Annotated in this window: 4 protein-coding genes; all 4 read right to left on the reverse strand. The window is 69.9% G+C overall.

Annotated features, from left to right (window positions below; all coding sequences use genetic code 11):
* Nucleotides 1–8: 8 nt before the first annotated feature.
* The 4 genes from J6U32_RS15965 to J6U32_RS15980 are packed head-to-tail and all read right to left on the reverse strand — an operon-like array spanning nucleotide 9 to nucleotide 25,763.
* Nucleotides 9–1,340, reverse strand: a complete 1,332-nt coding sequence (locus tag J6U32_RS15965) for an MFS transporter (protein ID WP_208791195.1) — start codon at nucleotides 1,338–1,340, stop codon at nucleotides 9–11.
* The gene (locus J6U32_RS15970) at nucleotides 1,340–14,848 is read right to left on the reverse strand and encodes a non-ribosomal peptide synthetase (protein WP_208791196.1); all 13,509 of its coding nucleotides are present in this window, start codon (nucleotides 14,846–14,848) and stop codon (nucleotides 1,340–1,342) included. The genes J6U32_RS15965 and J6U32_RS15970 overlap by 1 nt, the downstream gene beginning before the upstream one ends.
* Nucleotides 14,845–22,551, reverse strand: coding sequence for a non-ribosomal peptide synthetase (locus tag J6U32_RS15975; protein WP_208791197.1), 7,707 nt, complete (start codon nucleotides 22,549–22,551; stop codon nucleotides 14,845–14,847). The genes J6U32_RS15970 and J6U32_RS15975 overlap by 4 nt, the downstream gene beginning before the upstream one ends.
* Nucleotides 22,548–25,763 carry a non-ribosomal peptide synthetase gene (locus J6U32_RS15980; protein WP_208791198.1) on the reverse strand — a complete coding sequence of 1,072 codons (3,216 nt, stop codon included), beginning with the start codon at nucleotides 25,761–25,763 and terminating at the stop codon, nucleotides 22,548–22,550. Before J6U32_RS15980 ends, J6U32_RS15975 begins: the two co-directional genes overlap by 4 nt.
* Nucleotides 25,764–25,775: the final 12 nt, after the last annotated feature.

Raw genomic sequence — 25,775 nt, forward strand, 5'->3', positions numbered from 1 at the left:
GCGAAAAGTCAGGACACGGGGATCGCGGCCGGGCGTTCGCCGCGCACGCGGATCAGCGAGCGCAGGAGCGCCGCGCAGAGCAGCGACAGAACCAGCAGCGTCAGCCCGAAGTAGATGACGGCGTCGGAGGCCACCCAGATCGCTCCGTATGCTCCGGCGACCAGCGAGCCGACCGTCACCCCGCCCACTTCCTGCGCCATCCAGATCCCATTGACCCGCCCGAGCAGCGGACCGGGGGTGTGTTGCTGGATCAAGGTGTAGCGCAACACCTCCTGAATGGACTCGAAGTACCCGACGACGACGAGCAAGCCCAGCATGAGCCACGCGTAGGGCGCAAGTCCGAACGCGATCATGATCACGAAGGTCAGCGTGAGCGCGGCCAGCAACACCACGCCGGGCCGGCGGAGTCCGCCGAGCCAGCCGCTGGTGATCGCGCCCAGCATCGCGCCGGTGGCCACCGCGGCGAACAGCAGGCCGGTGATCGAGGCGTTTCCGTCGAAACGCTGCGCCACGAGCGCCGGTAGCAGGGCGACGATGCCCGGCGCGAACATCGCCAGCGTACCCACCGCCATCACCGCGGTGATCACCCGCTGGGTGCGCAGGAACCGCCAGAGCGACGGTGTCGTGGTGGGGGCGGGTTCGGCGGTCGTCGGGTCGTCCGGGGTGCGGTCGGCGGGCTCGTCGTGGGCGCGCTCCGATCGGTCACCGAAAATCGCGGCATCCGGTGGGAGACTCGGCAATCCGAGAAGGATGAGCACCGCCGCGGTGGCCAGGACCGCGGCCGTGACGTAGGCCCACTGCACGCCGGCCGCGCCGATGATGAATCCGGCGACGCCGGGGGAGACCGCCGATCCCAGGCGAACACTGAACGCCCCGAGCGCACCGACCGAGGGGAGATGTCTCCTGTCGATGAGCGTCGGGATGGCCGCCATCAGCGCGGCAATGGACAGCGCTCCGATGAGCCCGTCGGTCACCGCCAACGCATAGAGCACCGGTAGCGCCGCGGACTCACCGAAGACGCCGAAGGCGTTGGCCGCCAACCCCACGAAGGCGAGCGCGGCCGCGCTGCGCCCGATGAGGATCAGTGATCGCCGGTCGAACCGGTCGGCGAGGACACCGCCGAGCGGCATGCCGAGGAACGTCGCGAGGCCGGTCACCGCGGTGGCGGCGCCGACCTGCATCGACGATCCGGTCAGGTCGTAGACCTGCACCGGTACCGAGACCAGCAGCATGCCGATCCCCACGAGGGAGATCAGCCGGGCCACGAAGATCCGTCGGAAGGGCACGCTCACCCGTAGCGGGGTGATGTCGATGAGCACTGCTCGTACGGCTGCGGCCATCAGTTCTCTCCAGGTGTCGGGGTCGGGTCGTTGTCGGTGAGTGTCGTGAGCGCGGCAACCCACCGATCGGCCAGTGCGGCCACCGTATCGTCGTCGACCACGCCGGGCTGCGACACCCACGTGGCGCTCAGTTGCGGACCGTCGGGTCCGTCGAGGGTGACCACGTTGACGACGAGGCCGTAGGCGGCGGGCATGAGCTCGCCGGGGCCGATCTCCGCCGATTCCGGGGCCATGGCCCATCCGTCGAACTCGAAGGACCGGTAGCGACCCAGATAGTTGAATTCGATGGCCGCCGTTGGCAGATCGACTCCGGCCACATGACGTAGCAGACCGTAGCCGAGTCCACCGTCGGGGATCTCGGCGCGGGCGGCGCCCAGCGCGCGGGCCTGTCCGGCGGCATCCGATCCGCCGCCGACCACAACCGGATGCACGGCGGTGAACCATCCGACGCTGCCGGTGAGATCGGCACCGGGGACGGCCTGCTCCTCGCGGCCGTGCCCCTCGAGGTCGACCAGTGTCGGCGCGGGTAGTGCGGCACCCAATGCGCCGAGCAACACGTCGTCGACACCCACCCGCAGGCGCGCCGGCAACGGACCCAGCACCGCTTGCGCGACCGGAGTGTCGACCGTAACCCGATGCCGGTGGGCGTGAACCTCGCGATCGGTATCCGGGGCCGGCGGCCGCGAGAACACCGTCGCGGTCGCCGAGCCGGTGAGCCGTTGCCACAGGGGGAGTTCGTCGCGGCGATCGGTTGCCACCAGTTCGGTTGCCCAACCGGCGAATCCGGCCGGAACGGGGCCAAGGGAGACCGGCTCACCGGCGACGATCTGGGTGTAGGCGGCGATCAGTTCGGGGACGACCACACGCCACGAGACGCCGTCGACGACGAGGTGGTGGATCTGCAGGAGCAGACGTCCGGGCTCATCTCCGAAGTCCAGCCACACCGCCGACATCATCACGCCGGCTTCCGGGTCGAGGTGCTCGCGTGCCCGCTGCGCCACCGCCATGACATCGCGGTCGGTCTCCCTGCGCACCGGAACGGGTGCCGAATCGGCGGGAATGTCGAAACGCCAAGGGTTTTCATCGGCGACGAGTCGTGCCCGCAGCATCGCGTGCCGCGCCGTGAGTGCCGCCAGCGCCGCGGAGAGGGCCTCCACGTCGAGTCCGACGGGCGCGGTGAGCAGTGCGGACTGATGGAATCCGGCGATGGTCCGGGCATCGGATCCGGCGACCGACTGCAGCCAGCGCACGATCGGGGTGGCCGGGACCGGGCCCGACTCGAGACGCGGCAGGGCCGCGGCGTCGGTGACCTGCCCCGCCGCGGCGGTACCCAGGCGTGCGGCGAGCTCGGCCGGGGTGCGGTGGGTCATCACGTCACGGGGGCCGACCACGAAGCCGTCGGCGCGCAATCGTGCGACGAGTTGCATCGCGACGATGCTGTCACCGCCGAGTTCGGCGAAGTCGTCGTCGATCCCGATCTGCTCCGCGGCGAGATCGAGCACCTCGGCGAAGGCCTCACGGATACGGTGCTGCTCGGGTGTTTCCGGGGTGCGGATGACCCGATCGAACGACGGCTCCGGTAGCGATCGACGGTCGATCTTGCCGTTGCTCAGGGTGGGGAAGGCCGCGCATACGACCACGACCGTGGGCACCATGTAGTCGGGTAGTGAGGACCGTAGCCGCGCGCGGATGACGGAGGCCTCGGGTGCCCGATCCCGGGCCGGCACGACGTACCCGATCAGATGACCGGCCCGCGCCACCGCGATCGCGGCCGAGACGTCGGCATCGGCGAGCATCGCCGCCTCGACGTCGCCGAGTTCGACGCGGTGCCCGCGGATCTTCACCTGATCGTCGCCACGACCGCGATACTCGATCGCCGCCTCGCCCGGTCCGTTCACACCTGCGGTCGTCCAGCGCACCACGTCGCCGGTGCGATACATCCGGGTGCCGTCGTTGGCGATCGGGTCGGCGACGAACCGCTCGGCAGTCAGTTCACCACGGCCGAGGTAGCCGCGGGCCAGCCCGGCACCGGCGAGGTACAACTCGCCGTCGACGCCGTCGGCGACCGGCAGCAGATGGTCGTCGAGGATGTAGGCGCGCACCCCGTCGATCGGACGGCCGATCACCGGTCGGGGCGTGTCGGATACCCGCGCGACGAGCGCATCGACGGTGCCCTCGGTGGGACCGTAGAGGTTGTAGGCGTCGGAGTCCGGTAACGCCCGCAATGCCTCCCACTGTTCGCCGGAGATCGCTTCACCACCGAAACCGATTGCCGCCATCGATCTCTCGGCACCGCCGAGCTGCCGAAGATGTGACGGGGTGAGTTCGAGGAAGTCCCACCGCTGCTCGAGGAGGGTGGCCGCGAGAGCCTGCGCGTCGCGCTGGACCTCGGCGTCGACGATGCTGACCTCGTGCCCGTCGAGCAACCACAACTGCGGCTGCCAGGAGGCGTCGAAGGCCAGTGACCAGGCGTGTCCGACGCGCAGCCGCTCGCGGCCAGTGCGCGCCACCGCAGGCCGATGCAGCATCCGGCGGTGGCTGGCGAACAGGTTGCTCAACCCGCGATGGGTGATCACCACGCCCTTGGGTGTCCCGGTCGATCCGGAGGTGAAGATGAGATAGGCGGGATGGTCGGGATGGACCGGGGCGGTCCGCATTTCCGGCGACCACGGCTCCTCGTCGCCGCGGGGTGCGAGGAGATCGTCGTCGAGGCTGTCGATGAGGCGTCGCGGACGGGCGGCCTTGATCATCGCCGCCACCCGCTCCGGTGGGGTGTCGGGCTCGATCGGTAGGTATGCCGCGCCGGCATGGAGGACACCGAAGATCGTCTCCACCGCGGTGACCCCGCGCGGGAGACGGACGACGACGACGTCCTCGGCGCCGATCCCGGCGCGAATCAACCGGGCGGCGATCAGGTGGACCCGGTCACGCAACTCGCCGAAGGTACGTCGGCCGTCCGGTCCGCGCAGCGCCGGCGCCGACGGGTCACGTTCGACCGCGGCGTCGAGCAGCACGTCGAACGTGGTCGGCTCGGGGCCGGGCCGGTAGAGCTCCCGACGTTCCCGGGAGACTCGGATGTCCAACTGCCGCAACGACGTATCGGGCCGCTCGGCCATGAATTCGAGGATCGTGACCAGTCGCTGCGCCATCGCCTCGACGGTCGGCCGGTCGAACAGGTCGGTGCTGTACTCGATGACTCCGCCCACACGTGCCCCGGTCGATCCTGCTGTGGTCGCCTCACCCGAGGTCGAGTCCTCGGTGAAGTCGAAGGACAGATCGAACTTCGCGGTCGTCGGTGCGGGCAGCGCGGCGGAGGGATTCTGCTCCGGATCACCGCCGGGCAGTAGACCGTCGACGTAGACCACCATCGTCTGGAACAGCGGGTTCATCGCGGCCGAGCGTCGTGGCACGACGGCTTCCACGACCCGTTCGAACGGGACATCACGATTGTCCAGGGCCGCGAGGTCGGCCTCCCGCACCCGCGCGAGCAGTTCGGCGGCCGACGGATCGCCCGACAGGTCGGTGCGCAGGACGACGGTGTTGAGGAAGAACCCGACCAGAGACTCCAGACGCGTGTCCGACCGCACCGTCACCGGGGTACCGAGTGCGATGTCGTCTCCGCCGCCGAGCCGCGACAGCAACACCGCGACCGCCGTGCGCATCAGCATGAACATCGACGTCCCGGTGGCCGCGGCAAGGCGGCGCAGGTCGCCGACGAGTGCGGGACGTAGTGCGAGGAAGACACCGTCGCCGCGCCCGGACGGTCGTGGCGGTCGGGTGTGGTCGTAGGGCAGCGCGAGTTCCTCGGGTAGCCCGTGCAGCGCCGTGCGCCAGAAGTCGAGTTGTTTCTCGCCACGCCCACTCTCGATCAGATCTCGTTGCCACGCAGCGAAATCCGAGTACTGAAGGGGCAGCGGCGGCCACTGGGGTGCGTGCCCGGCCGCTCGCGCACGATAGGCGGTGGTCAGGTCTGCGCGCAGCGGCGGAGCCGACCATTCGTCGGTCGCGATGTGGTGGATCGTCACCAGCGCCACGTCGTCGGTGGCCGCCACCCGAATCGGGACCTCGGTCGCCAGGTCGAACGCATGTGCGGCCACCCGGGCGAGATGGGTCGGGTCGGTCACGGTCTCGACGACGATCTCGGGATCGTCGAGGACCTCGGGACGCTGGTCGGGGTAGCGGGTTCGCAGGATCTCGTGACGCGCCACCACATCGGCGACCGCCGCGCGCAACACCGTCGGATCGATGGTCTCGGCCGGGCCCGTCGGTCCGCCGGGTCGCCACAGCATCGGCACGTTGTAGGTGCTCGTGGGTCCGGTGACGCCGTGCAGCGTGAGCATCCGCTCCTGCCCGTAGGACAACTCCGCGCGTCCATCCGCGCGACGTCGCAGTTCCGGTGTGCGCGCGGCGGTGTCGGGGTCGGCGTCGGCGGGCAGGGCGAGAAGGTGTGCGGCAAGCCCGGCGACCGTCGGGTGATCGAAGAGCGTCCGCAACTCGAGATCGTGGCCCAGCGTGTCGCGGATCAGGTTGATGGCCCTGATCGCGAGCAGCGAATGTCCGCCGAGGGCAAAGAAATCCGCGTGTACATCGGTGACCGGGTGGCCGAGCACCGCACCGAAGATCTCGGCCAGATCGGTTTCGATCGTCGAACGCGGCGCGGTGGTACCGGCGTCGGCCGCGGTGGCCGGTACGGGTAGCGCCGCCCGATCCAGTTTGCCGGTGTGGTTGTACGGGAACGACTCACACACCACGATCGGGGTGGGGACCATGTAGGACGGCAGACGTCGCCGCACGGACCGCTCGACCGCCGCGACCAGTGCGGTGTGATCGGCCGAAGATTCGGAGGTGCACGCGTCGATGACCGACGGGTCGGTGGGCACGATCCACCCGACGATGCGGTCACCGTCGACGCGAACGGCCGCGGCCGACACCCCGTCGACGGTGCGCAGACACGCTTCGATCTCGCCGAGTTCGACCCGGTTGCCACGGACCTTGACCTGGGTGTCGGCACGCCCGAGGTACTCGAGTTCGCCGGCACGGCGGACGACGAGGTCGCCGGTGCGATAGACCCGGGCACCGGGCACGTCGCCGGTGGGGTCGGCGACGTAGGCCGCCGCGGTCAGGCCGGGCCGGTTGAGATAGCCGCGGGTCACCGGGATTCCGCGGACATACAGTTCCCCGGTCACGCCGTCGGGGACGCGCCGCAGCGACCCGTCGAGGACGAGCAACTCGGTGCCGGCGACGGGCCGGCCGATCGGCACCGTCGGACCCGTGACGGTGCGATCGGCGAGCCGGTCGGTGACGACGACGGTGGTCTCGGTCGGGCCGTAGGCATTGATCAGCGACACCCCGGGAGCCGCGGCATCCACCCGTCGGGCCAATGCGGCCGGCAGGGCCTCACCGCCGGCGATGATGTGGCGCAGGCTCGGTAGTCCGGCGAGGTGGTCCACGAACAACTCGAGCAGCGAGGGCACGAAAACCGTGGTGGTGACGGCGTACTCGTCGATGAGTCGGGCCAGGCGACGCGGATCCCGGTGGTCGCCGTCCGCGGCAGCGACCACCGTGGCACCGGTGACGAAGGGCAACAACAACTCCCACACCGCGCCGTCGAAGCCGACGGGTGTCTTGGCGAGGACCACATCGCCGGCGCAAAGGCCGCCGGGGATGGTGTCGCGCCGCCAACGCAACACGTTGACCACGTTGCGGTGGCTGACGACGACACCCTTGGGTGTGCCGGTCGACCCCGAGGTGTAGATGACGTACGCCGCATCGTCGGGACGCGCCGTGCGACGCCGGGCTCCGGTCGCACTCGTGGTGCCCGCGTCGCTCGGCGATCCGTCGGCGTCGAGGAGGATCGTCGCGATGGCGGGCGCCGCCGCCCGCGCGGTGGATGCGGTGACGGCGTCGGCGAGTACGGCAGCGGGTCGGGCGTCGTCGAGGATTGCCGCGACACGTTCGGTGGGGACATCCGCGTCGATCGGCAGATAAGCTGCGCCACTGCGCAACACGCCCTGCAGCGCGACGAGCTGCGCAGCCCCGCGGGACATGAGGACGGCGACCACGGGTTCGGCGATGCCTGCAACGTGCTCATCGAGCCGATCCGCGATCCGCAGTGCGGCGGCGCGTGTGACGGCATAGGTGAGTGCGGTGCCGCTCACGTCCCGGATGGCGAGGACATCGCCGTGGGTCCCGGCGCACTCGTCGAGCAGATCGACCACGGTCGTGGAGTCGTCGGCCGTGCCGCGCGGACCCCGTTCCTCGGTGCGCAGTCGCGCGATCTCGGCGTCGTCGAGCAGAACGATGTCACTCACCGGGACATCGGGATCCTCACCGACCGTGGCGAGTACCCGCATCAGACCGCGCAGCAGGGTACGTGCCGTCGACGGATCGAACTGTGCGGTCGCATACTCGAGCGCGACACTCAGTTCGCCGGAGTGAATGAGATCGACGACGGTGAAGCCGAGGTCGAACTTCGCGGCCTCGGCGACCAGCGGCGTGAACGTGGCCCCGACGCCGAGGAAGCTCTCCGGAACCGCGTCGAGCGGCAGATACGAGACACTGATCTGGAACAGCGGATTACGGCCCGACTCGCGGCGCGGCGCCAGCCGTTCGACGATGCGTTGGAACGGCACGTCCTGATGGTCGAAGGCCGCGAGATCGGCCGTGCGCACCCGCTCGACGAGTTCGCCGAATCGCGGGCGGCCACTCACGTCGGTGCGCAGCACCTGCGTGTCGACGAAGAACCCGACGAGATCGTCGAGCGCCGGATCGTTGCGCCCGGAAATGGGGCTGCCGAGCGGGATGTCGTCGCCGGCACCCACCCGATGCAACAGAACCGCGACCGCGGCCTGCACCACCATGAACATGCTGGCGCCGTGCGCCGAGGCGAGGGCGGCCAGGCGGGCCCGGGTCGCCGCGTCCACGGTCGCGGTCTCGGTGGCCGCGGGTCCGGTCGCACCGGGTCGTCGCGCACGATCACGCGGCAGCGGCAATTCGTCGGGTAGATCGGCGAGTGACGAGGCCCAGAAGTCGAGTTGCTCATCACCGCGTTCGATGAGCCGATCCCGTTGCCAGAGCGCGTAATCGGCGTACTGGACCGGCAGCGGTGCGAAGTCGGGTGCGGTGCCCGCCGCCCGCGCGAGATATGCGGTGCTCAGATCAGTGAGCATCGGCCGGTCCGACCATTCGTCGGTCGCGATGTGATGGGCGGCAATCGTGAGCACACCGGCGAGAGTGCCTGTCGGGGAAGGCTTCTCCAGCAGATCCAGACGGAACCGGATCGGAGGAGCGGTACGCAGGTCGAACGGCCGGGTCAGCGTCTCGCGGGCCCGTTCCCCGAACACCGCCTCCGGATCGTCGACATCGCCGAGGGTGTGCACCTCGACCAGCGTGTGCGCGCCGATCATCTCGGAGATCTGCTCGACCGGCAGGATCGATTGGTGCGCGGCGAGATCGGTGGCGCTGCCGGTGGTGTCGGTACCGTCGCCTCCGTCGACGATGACGGTGCGCAGGCTCTCGTGGCGGATCAGCAGGTCGGCCACCGCGGCCCGTAGGGCGTCGGGGTCGATCGCCTGGTGCAGGCGGATCACGTGACCGTAATGGTAGGAGGTGTCGGCGGGATCGAGGCGATAGAGCACCCACAGCCGTTCCTGCGCCGGGGACAACGGGATCCGATCCGGGCGGGGCCCGACGACGATGTCGGTACGCGACCCGGTGAACTGCACCCGGGTCGCGATCTCGGCGGGAGTCCGAGCCTCGAACAGATCACGGATGGTGATCTCGGCGCCGAGCTCGCCACGCAACGCCGACACGAGCTTCATCGCCGCCATCGAATGTCCGCCGAGTTCGAAGAAATCGTCATCGGCACCCACCACCGGATCGGCGGTGACCGTGCCGGCTTCGACGGCGGCTCCGACTGTGTCGACGGCGGCTCCGGCTGTGTCGACGGCGGCTCCGGCTGTGTCGACGGCGGCTCCGCCGCGGAGCCCGAGGACCTCGGCGAACACCTCACACAGCCGACGCTCGAGGTCGGTGCGCGGGGCCCGCCGGGTGGAGGCCGGCGCCGGCTGGGGCAACGCCCTCACATCGAGTTTGCCGTTGACCGTCATCGGGAACCGCGGCACCGACGCGAACAGCGTCGGCACCATGTAGTCCGGCAACGTCGCAGCGAGACGCCTGCGCACGTCGGCGACGTCGACACCGAGCTCCGGATCCTCCGGGATGAGATAGGCCACAAGGCGTTTGACACCCGGTGCGCTGGGATCCTCGGCGGCGACGACCGCCGATCCGGCGACGTCGTCGAGCGCGGTGAGCGCGGCATCGATCTCGGCCAGCTCCACGCGGTGACCGCGGACCTTCACCTGATCGTCGGTCCGACCGAGGAAGTCGAGGTTGCCGTCGGCGCGAATCCGCATCAGATCCCCGGTGCGATACAGCCGCCCGCCGGTGGCGAACGGGTCGGCGACGAACCGCTCGGCCGTCAGATCCGGCCGCCCCAGGTAACCACGCGCCAGGCCGGCACCACTGATGTACAACTCGCCGGCAACCCCGGCCGGCACGGGACGCAGCCACCCGTCGAGCAAGTGCGCACGGGTGTTCCAGATCGGCGTCCCCACCGACGACGTGTCGGACTCGTCGGTGCCGATACCGAGTGTGTTGATCGTGTACTCGGTCGGCCCGTACAGGTTGTAGCCGAAGGTCTTCGGGTGTTCACGCAATGCCGTCCACACCGGATCGCCGACGGCCTCGCCACCGAGCAGCACCAGCGGAGGCACATGCGTGGCCTCGTCGAGGAGGCCGTCGGCGAACAACTGCGCCGCATAGGTGGGGGTCACGTTGATGACGTCGATCCGATGACGTGCGCAGTAGGCGACGAGCGCGGCGGAGTCGCGACGCAGATCCTCGTCGCAGACGTGCACCTCGTGGCCCTCGACGAGCCAGAGCAACTCCTCCCACGACATGTCGAAGGCGAAGGAAACGGTGTGCGCGATCCGCAGCCGCCCCTGCACACCCGCGGCGCGGGCCACCTCGATCGCCGGCTCGAACACCTTCTCCCGGTGGTTCAACTGCATGTTCGTCAGGCCACGGTAGGGCGTCACCACACCCTTGGGGCGTCCGGTGGACCCCGACGTGTAGATCACATAGGCCGGCCAGTCCGGGTCGACCCGCGGAACCGGCCAGGCGGGACCTGCGGTCTCGGGGAGGTCGTCGATCACCAACGTCGGTACCGCCACATCGGCAAAGCGCGCCACGACGCGGCTGTGCGACAGGATGATCTCCGGTTCGGCGTCGGCGAGGATGCCGTGCAACCGGTCGTCGGGATGATCGAGTTCCAGCGGCAGATATGCGGCGCCGGCCCGCAGGATCGCGAAGAGCGCCACCACCGTATCGATACTGCGCGGAACCGCAAGCGCGACAATGCTCTCCGCACCGATCCCGTGGTCGTACAACACGTGCGCCACCCGATCGATGTGGGTGTCGAGCTCGGCGTAGGTCATCCGGAGCCCGCCGAAGACGAGGGCCTCGGCGTCGGGGATCGACGCGGCCCGCTCGGCCAGCAGATTGGAAACCGTGAGATCGGGCAGCGGGTGGGTCGGGCCGTCCAGGCCGGCGTCCGCGGGAAGGTCGAGATCGACCGAGCCCACCGGGTCGGTGAGGTGATCGCCAAGGGCTGCCAGTGCTCGCCGGAACCGGGTGAGCAGCGCCGTCGCGGTCTGCTCGGAGACCAGATCGTCGCGGTACTCGAGCCGGAAACGGATGTCCGCCGAGGGGGTCACCACCACGGCCACCGGATAGTGCGTGTGATCGAGGCTGCCCTCACCGATCACGTCGTGCAGCGCCGACTGCTCGCGTTCCTCCTCGTCGGTACGGAAGTTCTGCAGCACGTAGAGGACGTCGAAGAGCGCCGGATGCCCGGTCTCCTGCTGCAGCCGCGCCAGACCGATGTGGTCGTGCGCCATCATCTCGACCCGCTCGGCCTGCATCCGCCGCAACAATTGACCGACGGTCTCCTCGGGCCGCAACCGGGTGCGCACCGGCACCGTGTTGAGGAACAGGCCGATCACGGTGTCGATGCCGTCGACCTCGGTGGGGCGACCGGCGACCGTCGAACCGAAGGCCACATCGCTGCGTCCGAGCTGCCGCGAGAGGGTCAGATTCAGTGCGGCCGTGAGGACCGTGTTGAGGGTGACACCGGCCGAGCGTGCATCGTCGCGCAGCCGCGCCGACAGCACGGCACCGAGCTCGACGTCGAGGCGACGGGGCGCCCGCGGAGTGGAGCCGGCCGCCCGGGGCGCGACCAGTGCGGGTTCGTCATAGCCGCAGAGGTGGTCGGTCCAGGCCGTGATCGACGCATCGTCGGATCCGTTGGCCGCCAGCCACTCCAGATAGTCCCGCAGTGATGCCTCTCGTGGCGGCACCGGGGTGTGATGAAGATGAGCGAGCAACCGCGAGACGAACAGTCCACCGGACCAGCCGTCCCACAACAGGAATCGCCGGTTCACCACCAGCCGATCGCGGCCCCCGGGCAGATGGATCAGACACATCCGCCACAGGGGAGCGTGGTCGAGGCGAAAGCTCGTCGCGCGGTCCTCGGCAAGGAATCGTTCGACGCGCTCATTCAGGTCGGAGTTGGGGGCGTCGGACAGATCGATCTCGGCGACGTCGGGGCGAACGTCGGCGGCGATGATCTGCACCGGTCGACCATCATGTTCGACGAAGGCGGCACGCAGCTCCGGATTGCCTTGCAGGAGAGCCTGTGCCGCGTCGGTGAGCGCCGCAAGGTCGATGCGATGGCCGAAGTCGAGCCAGAACTGGGCCGTGTAGATGTCGGCGTCGGCATCCATCTGCGCCTGGTAGTAGAGGCCTTCCTGCAGCGGCGTCAGCGGCCAGATGTCGGCGATCTCGCCGTGTACGGCGGTCAATGCGGCCAGTTCGTCGGGGTCGACCACCACGAGATGGTGCGAGGCCACCCGGCCGGCGGCGTCGATCAGGGCGTCGGCGAAGGCCTCGGCGTCGGCGACCATCCGTGGGTCGACCTCGACGAGCAGCGTCACCCCCTCCGATTCGACTTCCTCTGCGACGACCTCCTCTGCGACGATCCCCTCTGCGACGACCCCCGCTGCGACGACGCTGACCCGGACCGGGTGATCGGTCGGCAGACCGTAATCCCCGACGAGCACCGCGGGCTCGGCGATCTCGCCGGTCGCCGCCGCGGCCGTGAGCGCGGCGCCGACCTGCGGAGACAGATGTCGCAGGAGATCGAGCGCCGGACCGGGCACCGGCATCGCGGTGCCGTCGGCGAGGTCGATACGGGTGGGGGTGAGCCCCTGGAACGGGCCGGTGGTGCGTTCGGCGCCGGCCGGCCGGAGGTCGGAGACGACATCGACGAGCAGGTGAGTGCCGATGCGTCCGGCGTAGACCGCATGGACTGCCTCGGCGATCGCCGAGAGCAGTTGTCGGGGGCTGGGCGTCGCGGCAACCGGAACCGCACGGCGACAGATGGTTTCGGGCATGGCGGCATCGGTCGCCGCTGCCCCGTCGTGAGGCGCGGGGAGAGCTGCGCCCGGTGCGAGGATCTCCATCCATCGGGGCAGGGCCGAGGTGTCGGTGGCCGCCGCGGTCAGTTCGGCGGCGGCCCGACCGAGGGACACCGGGACCGGGTCGACGTCGGGGTCACGACCGGCGGTGACATCGGCGAGGGCGGCGAGCAGATCGGCCCGCAGGATCGACCGTGACGTCGGGTCGATGATCGCGGAATCGAGGACCACCGTGAGGGTGTCGGCGTGCACACCGAGGATCGCGTACGGCGGTCTCGGCCGCGACCCGGCCTCACCCGAAAGCTCGACGAGCCCGATCGTTGCGTCGTCGGTCGGTGCTGTGGTCAGTGTCCAGAGAATCGGCAGGGGACGCGAGATGTCGGTGCGCAGCGCGTCATGACGTGCCGAGAGGAGACCGAGAACATTCTCTATCGTCTCGGTGGCCGTCTGCGGGGGCAGTGGAACGCGAATCCGACTCGGCGGCAACCCTTCCGGATCGTCACCACCTGCGCGAAGCCGGAGCAGGGCCGGCGTCAACGCCGCCGTCGGCGCGGAGTCGTCCTGGCGGACGGGAGCGGCGTCGTCGAGGTGGACGAGACGCTCTCCGGGACGGTCGGCGAGGCGGGTGAGGAATTCGTCGAAGGCCGCGGCGATCGAGCGTGCCTGCTCGGCTGCGCCGTCGATCGCACGAACGACCACCTCGGCGGGAAGGCTCTTGCGGCGCAACTGAATCTGGATCTCCACGTCGGACACCGGGCCGGATGCCAAGGCATGAACAACCATGGGCTCACCGCCCATGGTCTGGGTCGTGGTGTGCGACATGACGTTCACGCCCAGACCGAACATGCGATAGGGGCCGGTCGATACGGTGGGGTCGGTCGATACCGTGGGGTCTGTCGACGTGGCGGGGTCTGTCGATTCGGCGGCAGTGGCGGCGAGTGCGCGACCGAGATCCTCGCCGCGGAATCGGCTGTGCGGCAACAGCGAGAACAGGGCACGGTCGACCCGTCGGGCGAGGTCGGTGAGACGATCGCGATCGGATGCCTGCACCCGCAGCGGCAGGACGCTGGTCACCATCGACGGGGTCGTCCGGATCCGGCGGTCCACCCGGCCACTGACCGGCAGCGCGAACACCAGATCGTCCTTGCCGGTGCGGGTGTGGGCGAAGGCCGCGACCGCGGCGATCACCATGATCGTCGGCCGGACCCCGGCGCGCGAGGCACAGTCCCGGAGCACGGACAGACGTTCGACATCGATCTCGAAACGCGCGTGTGCTCGTCCGACCCCCGGTGCCACCTCACCATCGAGCAGCCGCACCGGGTCGGGCCGGTCGGACATCATCGTGGTCCAGTGGCGGCGATCGGTCTCGAACCCCTCGCCGGTGCGATAGGTCTGCTCGGACTCGATGATTTCGCGTAGTGTCCAGGCCGCGGACGGGGTGGCGCCGTCGTACGCCGACCGGACGGCCTCGCAGAAGGCGACCAGACCCATTCCGTCGCAGACGAGATGGTGCACCTTCAGATAGATGTACACCGTCGACGGCTCACCGGCGGCGCGCCCGCCCACCTGCAGCAGACAGCACTCGGTCAAGGGACCGGCGTGAATGTCCATGGGCCGCGCCATGTCCGCGGTCATCCACTGCTGGGCGTCGTGACCGCGGAGGTCGACGATCGGCACGTCGAAGTCGTCGATCGGCAGGATGACCTGACCGAGATCGCCATCGTGTTCGGTGAACACCGCGCGCATCGCCTCGGCACGATCGATGGTGGCCAGGACCGCGGAGCGGAGGCGCTCGAGATCCAGTGACGCCGTGGCCTCGATGTAGAGCCCGGTGTTGTAGAGCGCGGGATCGGTGGCCACCTGCAGCCCGAAGTAGATGTCGCGTTGGCCGGCGAGTACGGGCAACACCTGTTCGCCCGCCCCCCTCGCCGAGGCCGGCGCGGATACGGACGGTTGGGTCGTCGAGGTCACGTGGGAACTCCAGAATCGTCGAATGCGGACTCGTCACGTGCGGACAGGGCGGCCAGGGTGGACAACGCGTCCGCCCACGCCTCACCCAGTCGCCGCACCGCGTCGTCGCTCAGAAAGCGGTGCAGGTAGCCGAATGTCGCCGAGAGAACGGGCCCGTCCAACTCGTCCCGGCACACCACGTCGATCTCGAGAAGATGGTCGCAGCCGAGATCGGGGTCGGGCAGCGCCCGCAACGACGACGACTCGGCCGACGGCTGCCACGCCCCGCCGCCACCCACGGTGAAACGGCCCAGGTAGTTCAGCAACACCGAGGCCCTCGGCATCGTCGCCAATGCCGCCGAGGTCTGCGGATTGAGATGGCGCAGCATCCCGTATCCGGCTCCGGCGCCGGGCGTGTCGTGCCATTGGCGGTCGGCGTCTCGGACCGCGCCGAGCGGGTCCACGGCGTCATCGACGGGTCCCGACAGACGCAGCGGGGCCATGGTGGTGAACCACCCGACGGTGTGCGAGAGATCCATGACCCCCAGGCCGGCCGTCTCGGTGTCGCGGCCGTGACGCTCGGTGTCGACGATCAGGTCGGCGGTGTCGAACACCGCCGAAGCGGCAATCCGCAACGCACCCAGGAAGATCGACGTCACCCCGACGCCGAATGCGGCAGGCGCCTCGGTCACCAGCACCCGCGAGGTCGCAACGTCGAGGACGACCACATGACGACGTTGGTCGCCGACCACACCGCCGGCCGCGGGCACACCGGGCAGCAGGTCGCCGCCGGGTGCGAGGACCCGAACCCAGTGATCGAGCTCGCCGAGCAACTCGGGTGCGCCCGCGCGCACCGCCACCGCTGCGGCATGGTCGGCGATGGACGCATCGGGGCCTGTGGGCAGTCTGCCGTCGCTGTGGAAGGCCGCGAGGTCGTCGATGAGGATGCGCCGCGACACGCCGTCGACGGCGAGGTGATGGATCACCAGGATCAGTCGACCCGCGTCCGCGTCGTTCGCGGGCCGCAGATGAGTGACGGCGAGCATCCGACCCCGTGTCGGTGCCAGGCGTGCGGCCGCGGCGTCGGAGGCGACGGTGACGGTGTCGGCGACCGTTCCGTGGGCGTCGATCGGCATCTCGACGAGGAGGTCGGTGGCGCGGACCGATCCGGGCGGCGACACCGCCAGTCCCCACACCCCGGCGGTCGCGGACAGGGTCATACGCAACGCGTCGTGATGATCGAGCAGCGCCTGGAGTGCGGTGGCGAGGAATTCGGTGCCGGCATCCGGTGGCGTGTCGATCACCAGCGACTGGTTCACGCGATCCACGGTGCCGCCGAGCTCGCGCAGGCGGTGCATGATCGGCAGCAGGGCGACGGGTGTGGGGGCCGAGTGCGGGGCGGCCGTGTCCTCCGGCGCACCGCCGCTCGGCGCGACGATCGGTTCGGCAACGCCGGCGAGGCCGGCGACGCTACGGTGCGCGAACACGTCGCGCGGCGTGATCCGCAGGCCCCGGCGTCGAGCCCGGTTCACCATCGTGGTGGAGATGATGGAGTCACCACCGAGAGCGAAGAAGTCGTCGTCGACGCCGATCGAGGCCGGATCGATCCGCAGCGTCTCGGCGAAGATCTCCTGCATCATCCGTTCGGTCTCGGTGGCCGGTTCCCGGCCCGCACCCGACTCCGCCGGGGGTACGGGATCGGGTAGCGCCGACGCATCGGTTTTTCCGTTGGTGGTCAACGGGATTCGATCGATCAGTGTGATGGCGCCGGGCACCAGGTGATCGGGCAACCGCTGCGCGAGTGCGAAGCGGACGGAGTCGGCGGTGAGGTCGGTGCCGGCCGGATGGTGTTCGGCGGGAACGACGTAGGCGAGCAGCCGGTGATCGCCATCGGGGCCGGGACGGGCGATGGTGGCCACGTCGGCCACGCCGGGCAGCGAGCTGATCGCCGCGGACACCTCGCCGGGTTCGATGCGATAGCCACGGATCTTGACCTGCAGATCGCTGCGCCCGACGTAGTGCAGCTCACCGGTCGCGGTGTGGCGGCACAGGTCTCCGGTGCGATAAGCGAGGCCGCCCGGGGTGGTCGGGTCGGCGACGAATCGGGTGGCACTCAGTGCCGGGCGGTGCAGATAGCCCGTGGTGACCTGCGGGCCCGACAGATACAGCTCGCCGACGACGCCAACGGGAACCGGGCGCAGATGCCGGTCGAGCAGTCGCCCGGTGAATCCGGGGAGCAACGCACCGACGTCGCTGCCGGTGGCGTGAGCGGCTGCGGCGGCGTCGATCTCGCGGTGGGTGGCGTGCACGGTGATCTCGGTGATGCCGTACATGTTCACCGCGCGGACGCCCGGGTGACGGCGCAGGAAGCCGGTGAGCCGTCGGGGGTCGAGGGCTTCGCCACCGAACACGAGGTAGCGCAACGACGACAACGAGGTGGGACCGGACACGTTGTCGTACAACGGTTCACCGGTCTCGTCGGCCGACGAGACCGTGGCGTCGAGAGCCGCGAACGCCGACGGGGTCTGATTGAGGACGGTGACGCCCTCGGCGGCGATCAGCGCGGCGAGATCGGCGGGGGAGCGGGTGGTGTCCCGATCGGCGATCACCAGCCGGGCACCGGTCGACAACGCCCCCCACATCTCCCACACGGAGAAGTCGAAAGCATACGAGTGGAACAACATCCACACGTCGTCGGCGCCGACATCGAACAGGCCACGGGTGCTCGCGAGCAGCGCGCACGCGTTGCCGTGCGTGACCCGGACGCCCTTGGGACGCCCGGTCGATCCGGAGGTGAAGATGACATAGGCCGTATGCCGGGCGCCGATCGTGATCTCGGACCGCTCGGCCGGTGGGCCGTCCGACGCGGGGCGGGTCAGGTACTCGGCATCGACGGTGAGCGTGGGCCGGGCGTCGTCGAGGATCGTCTCGATCCGCTCGGCCGGGTAGGCGGGATCGATGGGTACGTAGGCCGCTCCGGCGCGCAGCACGGCGAGAACCGCGATCACCTGATCGGCACCGCGGGGCAGCACCAGTGCCACCAGGTCGCCCACCGTGACGCCGTCGGCGACCAGCTGCGACGCGAGTTGCGCACTACGGGAGTCGATCTCGCGGTAGGTCAGGGAGGTCGTGCCGTCGCTGATCGCGACCCGGTCCGGGTGTGTCGCCACGGTCGAGGTGAACACCTCGACCAGCGAGGACGGGCCGGGGGAGGATTCGGGTGCGTTCCGGCTCTCGTCCGGAACCCCCACCGACGCAAGCGCATGCACCGCATCGGGCATGAGGAGCCGGGACAGCCTCCGGTCGGGGTCGGTGGCCAGCGCGTCGAGCACCGCGACGGCGCGATCGGCGAGCCGGTGTGCGGTGTCGGCGTCGAACAGATCGGTGGCGTATTCCAGTCGCAGTCGCAGTGCACTGCCGTCGCCGGTGTCGGGCAGCCCCACGAACTCGTAGGTGAGATCGAACTTGGCCGTCCGGGTGGGCGGGAACAGCGGGGTGGCCTCGAGTCCGGGGAACTCCGGTGCCACGATGGGATCGCGGTACTGCACCATGGTCTGGAAGAGCGGGTGCCGGGCCAGCGATCGGGTCGGCGCGAGCGCGGCGACGAGCTGCTCGAACGGCAGATCGGCGTGCGCATACGCGTCGAGGTCGGCGCTGCGGACACGTGAGAGTACCTGTGCCAGAGTAGGATCTCCGCGCAGATCGGTGCGCAGGGCGAGCGTGTTGACGAACATCCCGATCAGGTCTTCGGCGGCGGCGTCCCCGCGGCCGGCGATCGGGGTGCCGACCACGATGTCGTCACCCGCACCGGAGGCGGCGAGGCTCAGCGCGACCGCGGCGTGGACCATCATGAAACGCGAGGTACCCGTTGCTGCCCCGAGACGATCGAGGGCATGGCAGACACCGGGCGGGAGCGTGCGATGAACCTCGGCGCCACGATGGGACGGTTCGACCGGTCGGGCGCGATCCAGTGGTGGTGCGATCTCGTCGGGTATCCCGTCGAGCGCCTCCCGCCAGTACGAGAGTTGTCCGGCGGCAAGCGAATGCGGATCGGACTCGTCACCGAGCCGGGCCAGCTGCCGGATCGTGTGGTCGACGAATTGGATCGCCGGGGCGACGGGAACCCGATCACCTCGGTGCTCGACGGCGGCGCTGTACCCGGCGGCGAGTTCGTCGAACAGTCGTCCCGCCGACCACTCGTCCGCGGCGATGTGGTGCACCGTGATCAGCAACACCGACGATGTCGCCGACAGGGCGATCAGGTCGGCGCGCAGTACCCGGTCGCGGGCGAGATCGAAGGGCCGTGCGATGAGCGCGGCCATGACGGTGTCGAGTGCGGCTGGGTCGTGCTCGAGGCGATGCTCGTCGAGTGTCGTCGCCACCGCATCCGGGGCATCGATGACGGGATGGCCGTCGACGATGCGGGTTCGCAACACCTCGTGGCGGGTGACGATGCCGTGCAGGGAGCCCCGCAGGGCTTGAGCATCGATCGCGGTGTTCGCGTGGGCGTCGAGTCGAACGGCGAAGGCCACCGTATAGGCGGAATCGTCGACCCCGGCCTGAAACAGCAGCCGTTGCTGTGCCGGGGACAACGGCAGCGGATCCGGGCGCTCCGCGTCGGTGGGCTCGGACCCGCCGCTGGTGTCGTCGTCGGCATCCGTGGCGTCGGTGCGGGCGGCAATGGGGAGCAACCCCGCCAGGTCGGCGAGCACCGGGTTGTCGAAGACGTCGGCGACCTGCAGTGCCCGGCCGGTGGCGACGCGCAACCGGGTCACCATCCTTGTTGCCGAGAGTGAGTGGCCGCCGAGGTCGAAGAAGTTCGCATCGGCGGCCGGTTCGTCGATGCCGAGGACGTCCCCGGCCGCGGTGACCACGAGTCGTTCGTTGTCGGTCCGCGCCGTGCGGCCGCCGGTGGTCGGAGCGTGGTCCTCGGGGGCGGTCAGTGCCCGGCGATCCACCTTGCCGCCGGGGGTGAGCGGCAGCTCGTCGAGCACGGTGATCGTCGACGGCAGCATCGCCGCGGGCAGGACCCGATCCAGCGACGCCGTGACCGACTCCGGTGCCGCTGTCCCGGAGACGAACGCGTGGATTCGGTGGTGGCCGTCGCGTGTCCGGTTGGCGATCACCGCGGCCTGAGCCACGCCGTGCACGGCGGTCAGGGCGGCCTCGACCTCGCCGAGTTCGACTCGCACGCCACGGATCTTGACCTGTGTGTCTCGGCGTCCGAGAAGGCGCAGACGCCCGGTGGTGTCGATGAGCCCCCGGTCACCGGTCCGATACATCCGTGCACCGCCGGTGACGTCGGCGACGAAGTGGGTGGCCGTCCACTCGGGGTGTGCGCGATAGCCGCGTCCGAGTTGACCTGCGCCGGAATGTGTCTCGGACACATACACCTCGCCCGCGGTACCCACGGGTACCGGGCGCAGCAGGTGATCGAGGACAATGATCCGGGTGCCCGGCACCGGCGTGCCGATGTGGATCGCGCCACCGTGGTCGCGCGCGATCGCGCCCGTCGTCACGTCCCCGGCGACCTCGGAGGAGCCGTAGGAGTTGACGACCTCACCGGCATGTGGGGTGAGCGCGTCGGCAACGGCCGCGCTCAACGGTTCGCCGGAGACGATCCACCGATCGAGATCCGGTGCGCGACCGTCCTCGACGACGGTGTGCGCGAGTGAGGGCACGGCGGTGATCTGCCGGACACCGTGGGCGGCAGCGAGTTCGGCGAGTCGGCCGGCGTCGCGGAGATCGGCGTCGGAGGCGAGAACGACGCTGGCCCCGGCCGATAATGCGCCGAGGAGCTCGGTGGTTCCGTCGATGAAGGCGATCGAACTCTTGGCCAGGATCACCGGGGCGGCCCAATCGGTGGCAGCCCAGGAGAGTCGACGGGCCAGGGCACCGGCGGTGCCGACGACCGCCTTCGGCGTACCGGTGGAGCCGGAGGTGTAGACCAGGTACGCGGCCGAATCCGGATGTGGCGACACCGGTTCGGTGCCGGCGGCGCGCTCGGTCTGGGTCGGTGCGGTCTGGGTCTGTGCGGTAGGGGTCGGTGCGGTGCGGGTCAGTGCGGCGGCGAGAGCGTCGTCGACGACGAGATCCGGACGCGAGTCGGTGAGCATGAAGTCCACGCGCGCGCTCGGATAGGCGGGATCGATCGGCAGGTAGGCGGCGCCGACCCGGAGCACGGCGAGCAGCACGGCGACCAGCTCCGGCGTGCGATGCGCGTGGATCGCGACGATCGATTCGGTCCCGATGCCGCGCTCCCGGAGCCCGGCGGCCGCACGAGCGGCGGCGCGGTCGAGGTCGCGGCGCGAGACGGCAACCTCGCCGACGAGGAGGGCGACCGCGTCACCCTGTTCGGCGGCGAGGCGTCCGATGCGCCGGGCGGGCGGCTCGGCGGCGGTGACGGGTGATCCGCTCACGATGGAAATGTCTCCGCGATCCGAACGCGGCAGTCGGCCGCGTGGTGTGTCCGGCGCGGCGGTGATGGCCGCGAGCATGCCGAGAAGGCGGTCGAGCAGGTCCGGGTCGGCGCCGCGGTGCTCGAGCAGGAGTCGGATGTCGGGTTCGTCCTCCACGAGGACCGTTGCGGCGTAGGTGTTCTCGTCCTCGAGGTGGGGTCGGACCGTGCCGCGGGGAAAGCTCTCGAAGACGAGCAGCGTGTTGAACAGCTCCCCGAGGCCGGTTGCCGCGCCGATGTCACCGAGGGCGGTGTGGTGATGGGGGAGCAGGGCGAGCTGTTCGCGCTGGAGTCGGCTGATGAGTTCGCCGACGGTCTCGGTGGGTTCGAGCCGGACCCGCACCGGGATCGTGTTGATCAGCATGCCGACCATCTCGTCGACGCCGGGCAATGCGGGATCGCGGCCCGAGACCACCGCGCCGAAGACGACGTCGTCGGAGTCGTCGAGGTCGGCGAGCACCAGCGCCCACGCGACCTGGATGAGGGTGTTGGCCGAGGCGCCGACGGATCGTGCGATGGTGCGCAGCCGCCGCGATGCCTCGACACCGAGGGATCGGGAGATCACCCGGGAACGATGTGCGGCACCGGGGTCGACCGGCACGAGGGTCGGTGCCTGCAGGCCCGTCAGCGCGCGACGCCACGAGTCCAATCCGCTCGGCAGCGTCGTCCGCCATCGGTGGAAGTCACTGATGGGAACGACCGGGTCGAGCGGTTCGCCGCGCAGCAGGTGCACGATCTCGTCGACGACGCGATGCAGGGACCACCCGTCGAGGGCCACGTGGTGGACCACCAGCAGCAGGTGTGCGGTACCGGCGAGCGCGTCGCGGGCGACGACCGCGCGCAGGGGAGGTGCGGTGGTCAAGGGAATCCCTTGACGGCGCAGGGATTCGCGGAGGCCGTCGGGTCCGCCCGACTCGGCGGGGTCGACGGTGTCGATCCGGACCTCGACGTCGGTGTGCACGCGCGCGACCGGCGCCCCGGTGCGCCGGCGTGTGAAAGAAGTCCGCAGCATGGCGTGCCGGGCGATCACCGTCTCCAGTGCCGACCTCACCGCCGAGTCGTCGATGACGCCGGGTGCGACGGCGGCCAGGTCGAGATCGGCGATGATCAGATACGGGTCGTGCGAGTCCTGCTCGCGAGGGCGTGTGGAGTGATAGACGATCGCCTCCTGCACCGACGTCAGCGGCAGCACGTCCTCGAGGGCCGGCTTGGCCTGCGCGTCAACGCTTTCGGTGACGGCGCCATCTGTTGCCTCCGGTGCGTTCACAGCAGGTCCTCCCCGATCAGGTCGTCGAGTTCGTCGGCGTCGATCCCCGCGGTGGTGTGCGCGCGAGGCCGCAGACGCTCACCGGGCGCCGCATCGTCTCTTCGATCGCCGCCCGCCGATCGGGAGTCGCTCGACGCGACTGCCGCGAGCCGCGCGACGGTCGGATGGTCGAACACGTCGAGTGGCGTGAAATGCACACCCGCGTCGGCCGCGCGTACGACCACACGAACGGCGGTGAGGCTGTCACCGCCGAGCATGAAGAAGTCGTCATCGGCACCGACGTCGCCGACCCCGAGGACCTCGCCGACGATCCCGGCGAGGAGACGTTCGGTGTCGGTGACCGGGGCGCGACCATGGCCGGTCAGAGCCCCGAAGTCCGGTGCGGGCAGGGCAGTGCGATCGACCTTGCCGTTGGGGGTCAGCGGGATCGCGTCGAGCACCTGTACGGTGGCCGGGATCATGTAGTCGGGCACTCGCCGGGCCAGGTGTGAACGCAGCGCCAACGGGTCGATCCCGGAGTCCGTTGCGGGGGTCGCGTAGGCAACCAGCCGACCGTGTCGATCCACCACGACGGCGCGCTCGATCGAATCGTGCTCTGCCAGTGCGGTTTCGATGTCACCGAGCTCGATCCGGAAACCGCGGATCTTGACCTGGTGGTCGGTGCGACCGAGGCATTCGATCTGTCCCGCTGTCCGGCTGGGTCGCGCTGTCCGACTGTGTTCCCCTGTCCGACGGCGAGCCAGATCGCCGGTGCGGTACATGCGTGACCCGGGCGCCCCGAACGGGTCGGCGAGAAAACGAGTGGCGGTGAGCCCGGCCCGCCGGTGGTATCCGCGGGCCAGACCCGCACCGGCGAGATACAGTTCGCCGATCGCGTCGTCGGGGACCGGGCGCAGGGTGGCGTCGAGGATGCGGACCCCGGTATTGGCGATAGGGGAGCCGATCACGATCGCGCGTTCATCGACCACCGGCGCGGTGGTCGACCAGACCGTGGTCTCGGTGGGCCCGTACACGTTGCGTACCGACGCCGCCGCACCGATTAGGCCGACGGCGACGTCGGTGGGAAGTGCCTCCCCGCCGACGAGAACGTGCACCCCGTGGAGGGCGTCGGCGTGTCCGGAATCCAGGAGCGCCGACCACAACGACGGGGTGGCCTGCATGTGATCGATACGGTGGGTGCGCAGCAGTGCCGCGAGCCGTCCGGGATCGTGGACATCATCGGCGTCGGCGAGCACCACCGTCGCGCCCGCGGCAAGGGGGACAAGGGTTTCCACGAGGGCGATGTCGAAGGAGATGGTCGTGACCGACAGCACCGATCGACCCGGGCGGTAACCGATCTCGTCGATCATCGCGTCGGTGAGGTTGCGTAGTGCGCCGTGGTCGACGACGACACCCTTGGGGTTTCCGGTCGAGCCCGAGGTGTAGATGACGTAGGCGGGATCGCCGTCCCGACCGCCGACGCGACCGGCGCGCCGGGTCGACGGTGCGGCGTGTTCCCGGAGCCGACGGACAACCACCCCGCCGGGTCCCGGCTCGACGACGGCAATCGGGTCGGCGTCGGCGAGGGTCGCCGAGATCCGCTCGGCGGGAAAACCCGGATCGAGCGGCAGGAATGCCGCACCGCTGCGATGGACGGCGAGGAGCGCGACAACGAGATCCACCCCGCGGGGTAGGGCGACGGCGACGATGTCCTCGGCATCGAGAGCGCCGAGCTCGTCGGACACCGAGGCGACACGGGCGCGCAGTTCATGATGGTCGATCCGTTGCGTGCCGCAGATGAGCGCGACCGCGTCCCCGGGTTGGGCGGCGATCCGATCGAACAGAGACGTCACACCGATCGGGGTGCTGGTCCGGGCGTCCTCATCACGGATTCGGGCCGCGAGGCGCTCGTCGGCAGCGCCGTCCAGCGCGACCGCGCCGATGCCCACGGTGGGCCCAGAATCGGGGCGCACAGCGTCGATGGTGCGGGCCGCCGCCTCGGCGAATTCGGCTATGCTGCCGACGATTTCGTCGACGCGCTGTGGTGGGTACAGGTCGGCGTCGGCGTCGAGGACCAATTCGAGATCGCCGTCGAGATCGGCGGCGGTGATCGCCATGTCGACGAGCGGACCCCGGGCCAGCGACCGCACGTCGGCGACATGCCCGCCGACGGTGACGGTCGCCGAGAACGGCTTGATGTTGAGCGTGGGACCGGTCGCGCCGTCGACGCCTCGTCGCCGCAGGTCCCGGACGATGTCCTCGCCACGGTATCGCGCGTGGGGGGAGACGGCACGCAGGCGGTCGGTGACCCCGGCAGCGATGTCGGCGATCGAGCGGTGTGCGGGCGTGTGGACACGCAACGGAATCACGTTGACCGTCGAGCACGCGCAATTGGCCACGGGGGAGCCGAGCCGGTTCATCATCGGGAAGCCGAGCACGACGTCGTCGGTGCCCGCGAGCCGCCCGCAGAAGGCGGCGATGACGGCGGTCAGGGTCGACGGATTCCGGGTGAGTGCTCCGAGCGCGGGAATCACCGTGCGGCGGGTGAGGATTCGCGAGGCGACCCGATGACCGCGCGGGCGGTCCGACAGTGTCAAGGGCGCCGTGATCCCGGCCAGTTGGTCGGCCCAGAAGGTGCGGTCGTCGACTCCTGCTGCGTCGACTCCTGCTGCGTCGAGTCCATCGGGCAGGTCGGTGACCGATCGGAGTCGGCGCGGATCGGCCGGATCGTCGTAGAGGTGGCCGATGCGGCGGGTCAGGAGGCCGAGCCCGTAGGCGTCGAGGACCAGGTGGTGAGCCACGATGAGCAGGGCGATCCGGTCGCCGGCGCACACGATCTCGATGCGGGCACAGGGGCCGGTCCGCGGATCGATGGACCCTGCGACGACGCTGCGCGCGTATTCGAGTGGCGCGTCGGCGTCGCCGTCGCCTCGGAGGTCGATGCGGGTGACCGGCACCGGGTCCCCGAGGACGAAGCGCAGGCCCGAGTCCGTCTCGGAGTCGGTGGTGGGGGTGGGCTCGACGAATCGGGCACGGAGCAGATCCGCTTCCGTGACCGCCGCCGCGACGGCGGCGGTCAGCCTGTCGAGGTCGGGCGCGGAACGGAATTCGACGAGCTGACCGATCGTGAACACCGCAGACGTCCCGACCACCGACTGCGCGGCCCACAGCCCCAAAGCGGCCGCGGACGCGGGGTACGAAGGCTCGCGAGCGGCGAGATCGAGCTCAAGCATGATAGGAGAGCC

The organism is Gordonia polyisoprenivorans, assembly GCF_017654315.1.
Classification (GTDB): domain Bacteria; phylum Actinomycetota; class Actinomycetes; order Mycobacteriales; family Mycobacteriaceae; genus Gordonia; species Gordonia polyisoprenivorans_A.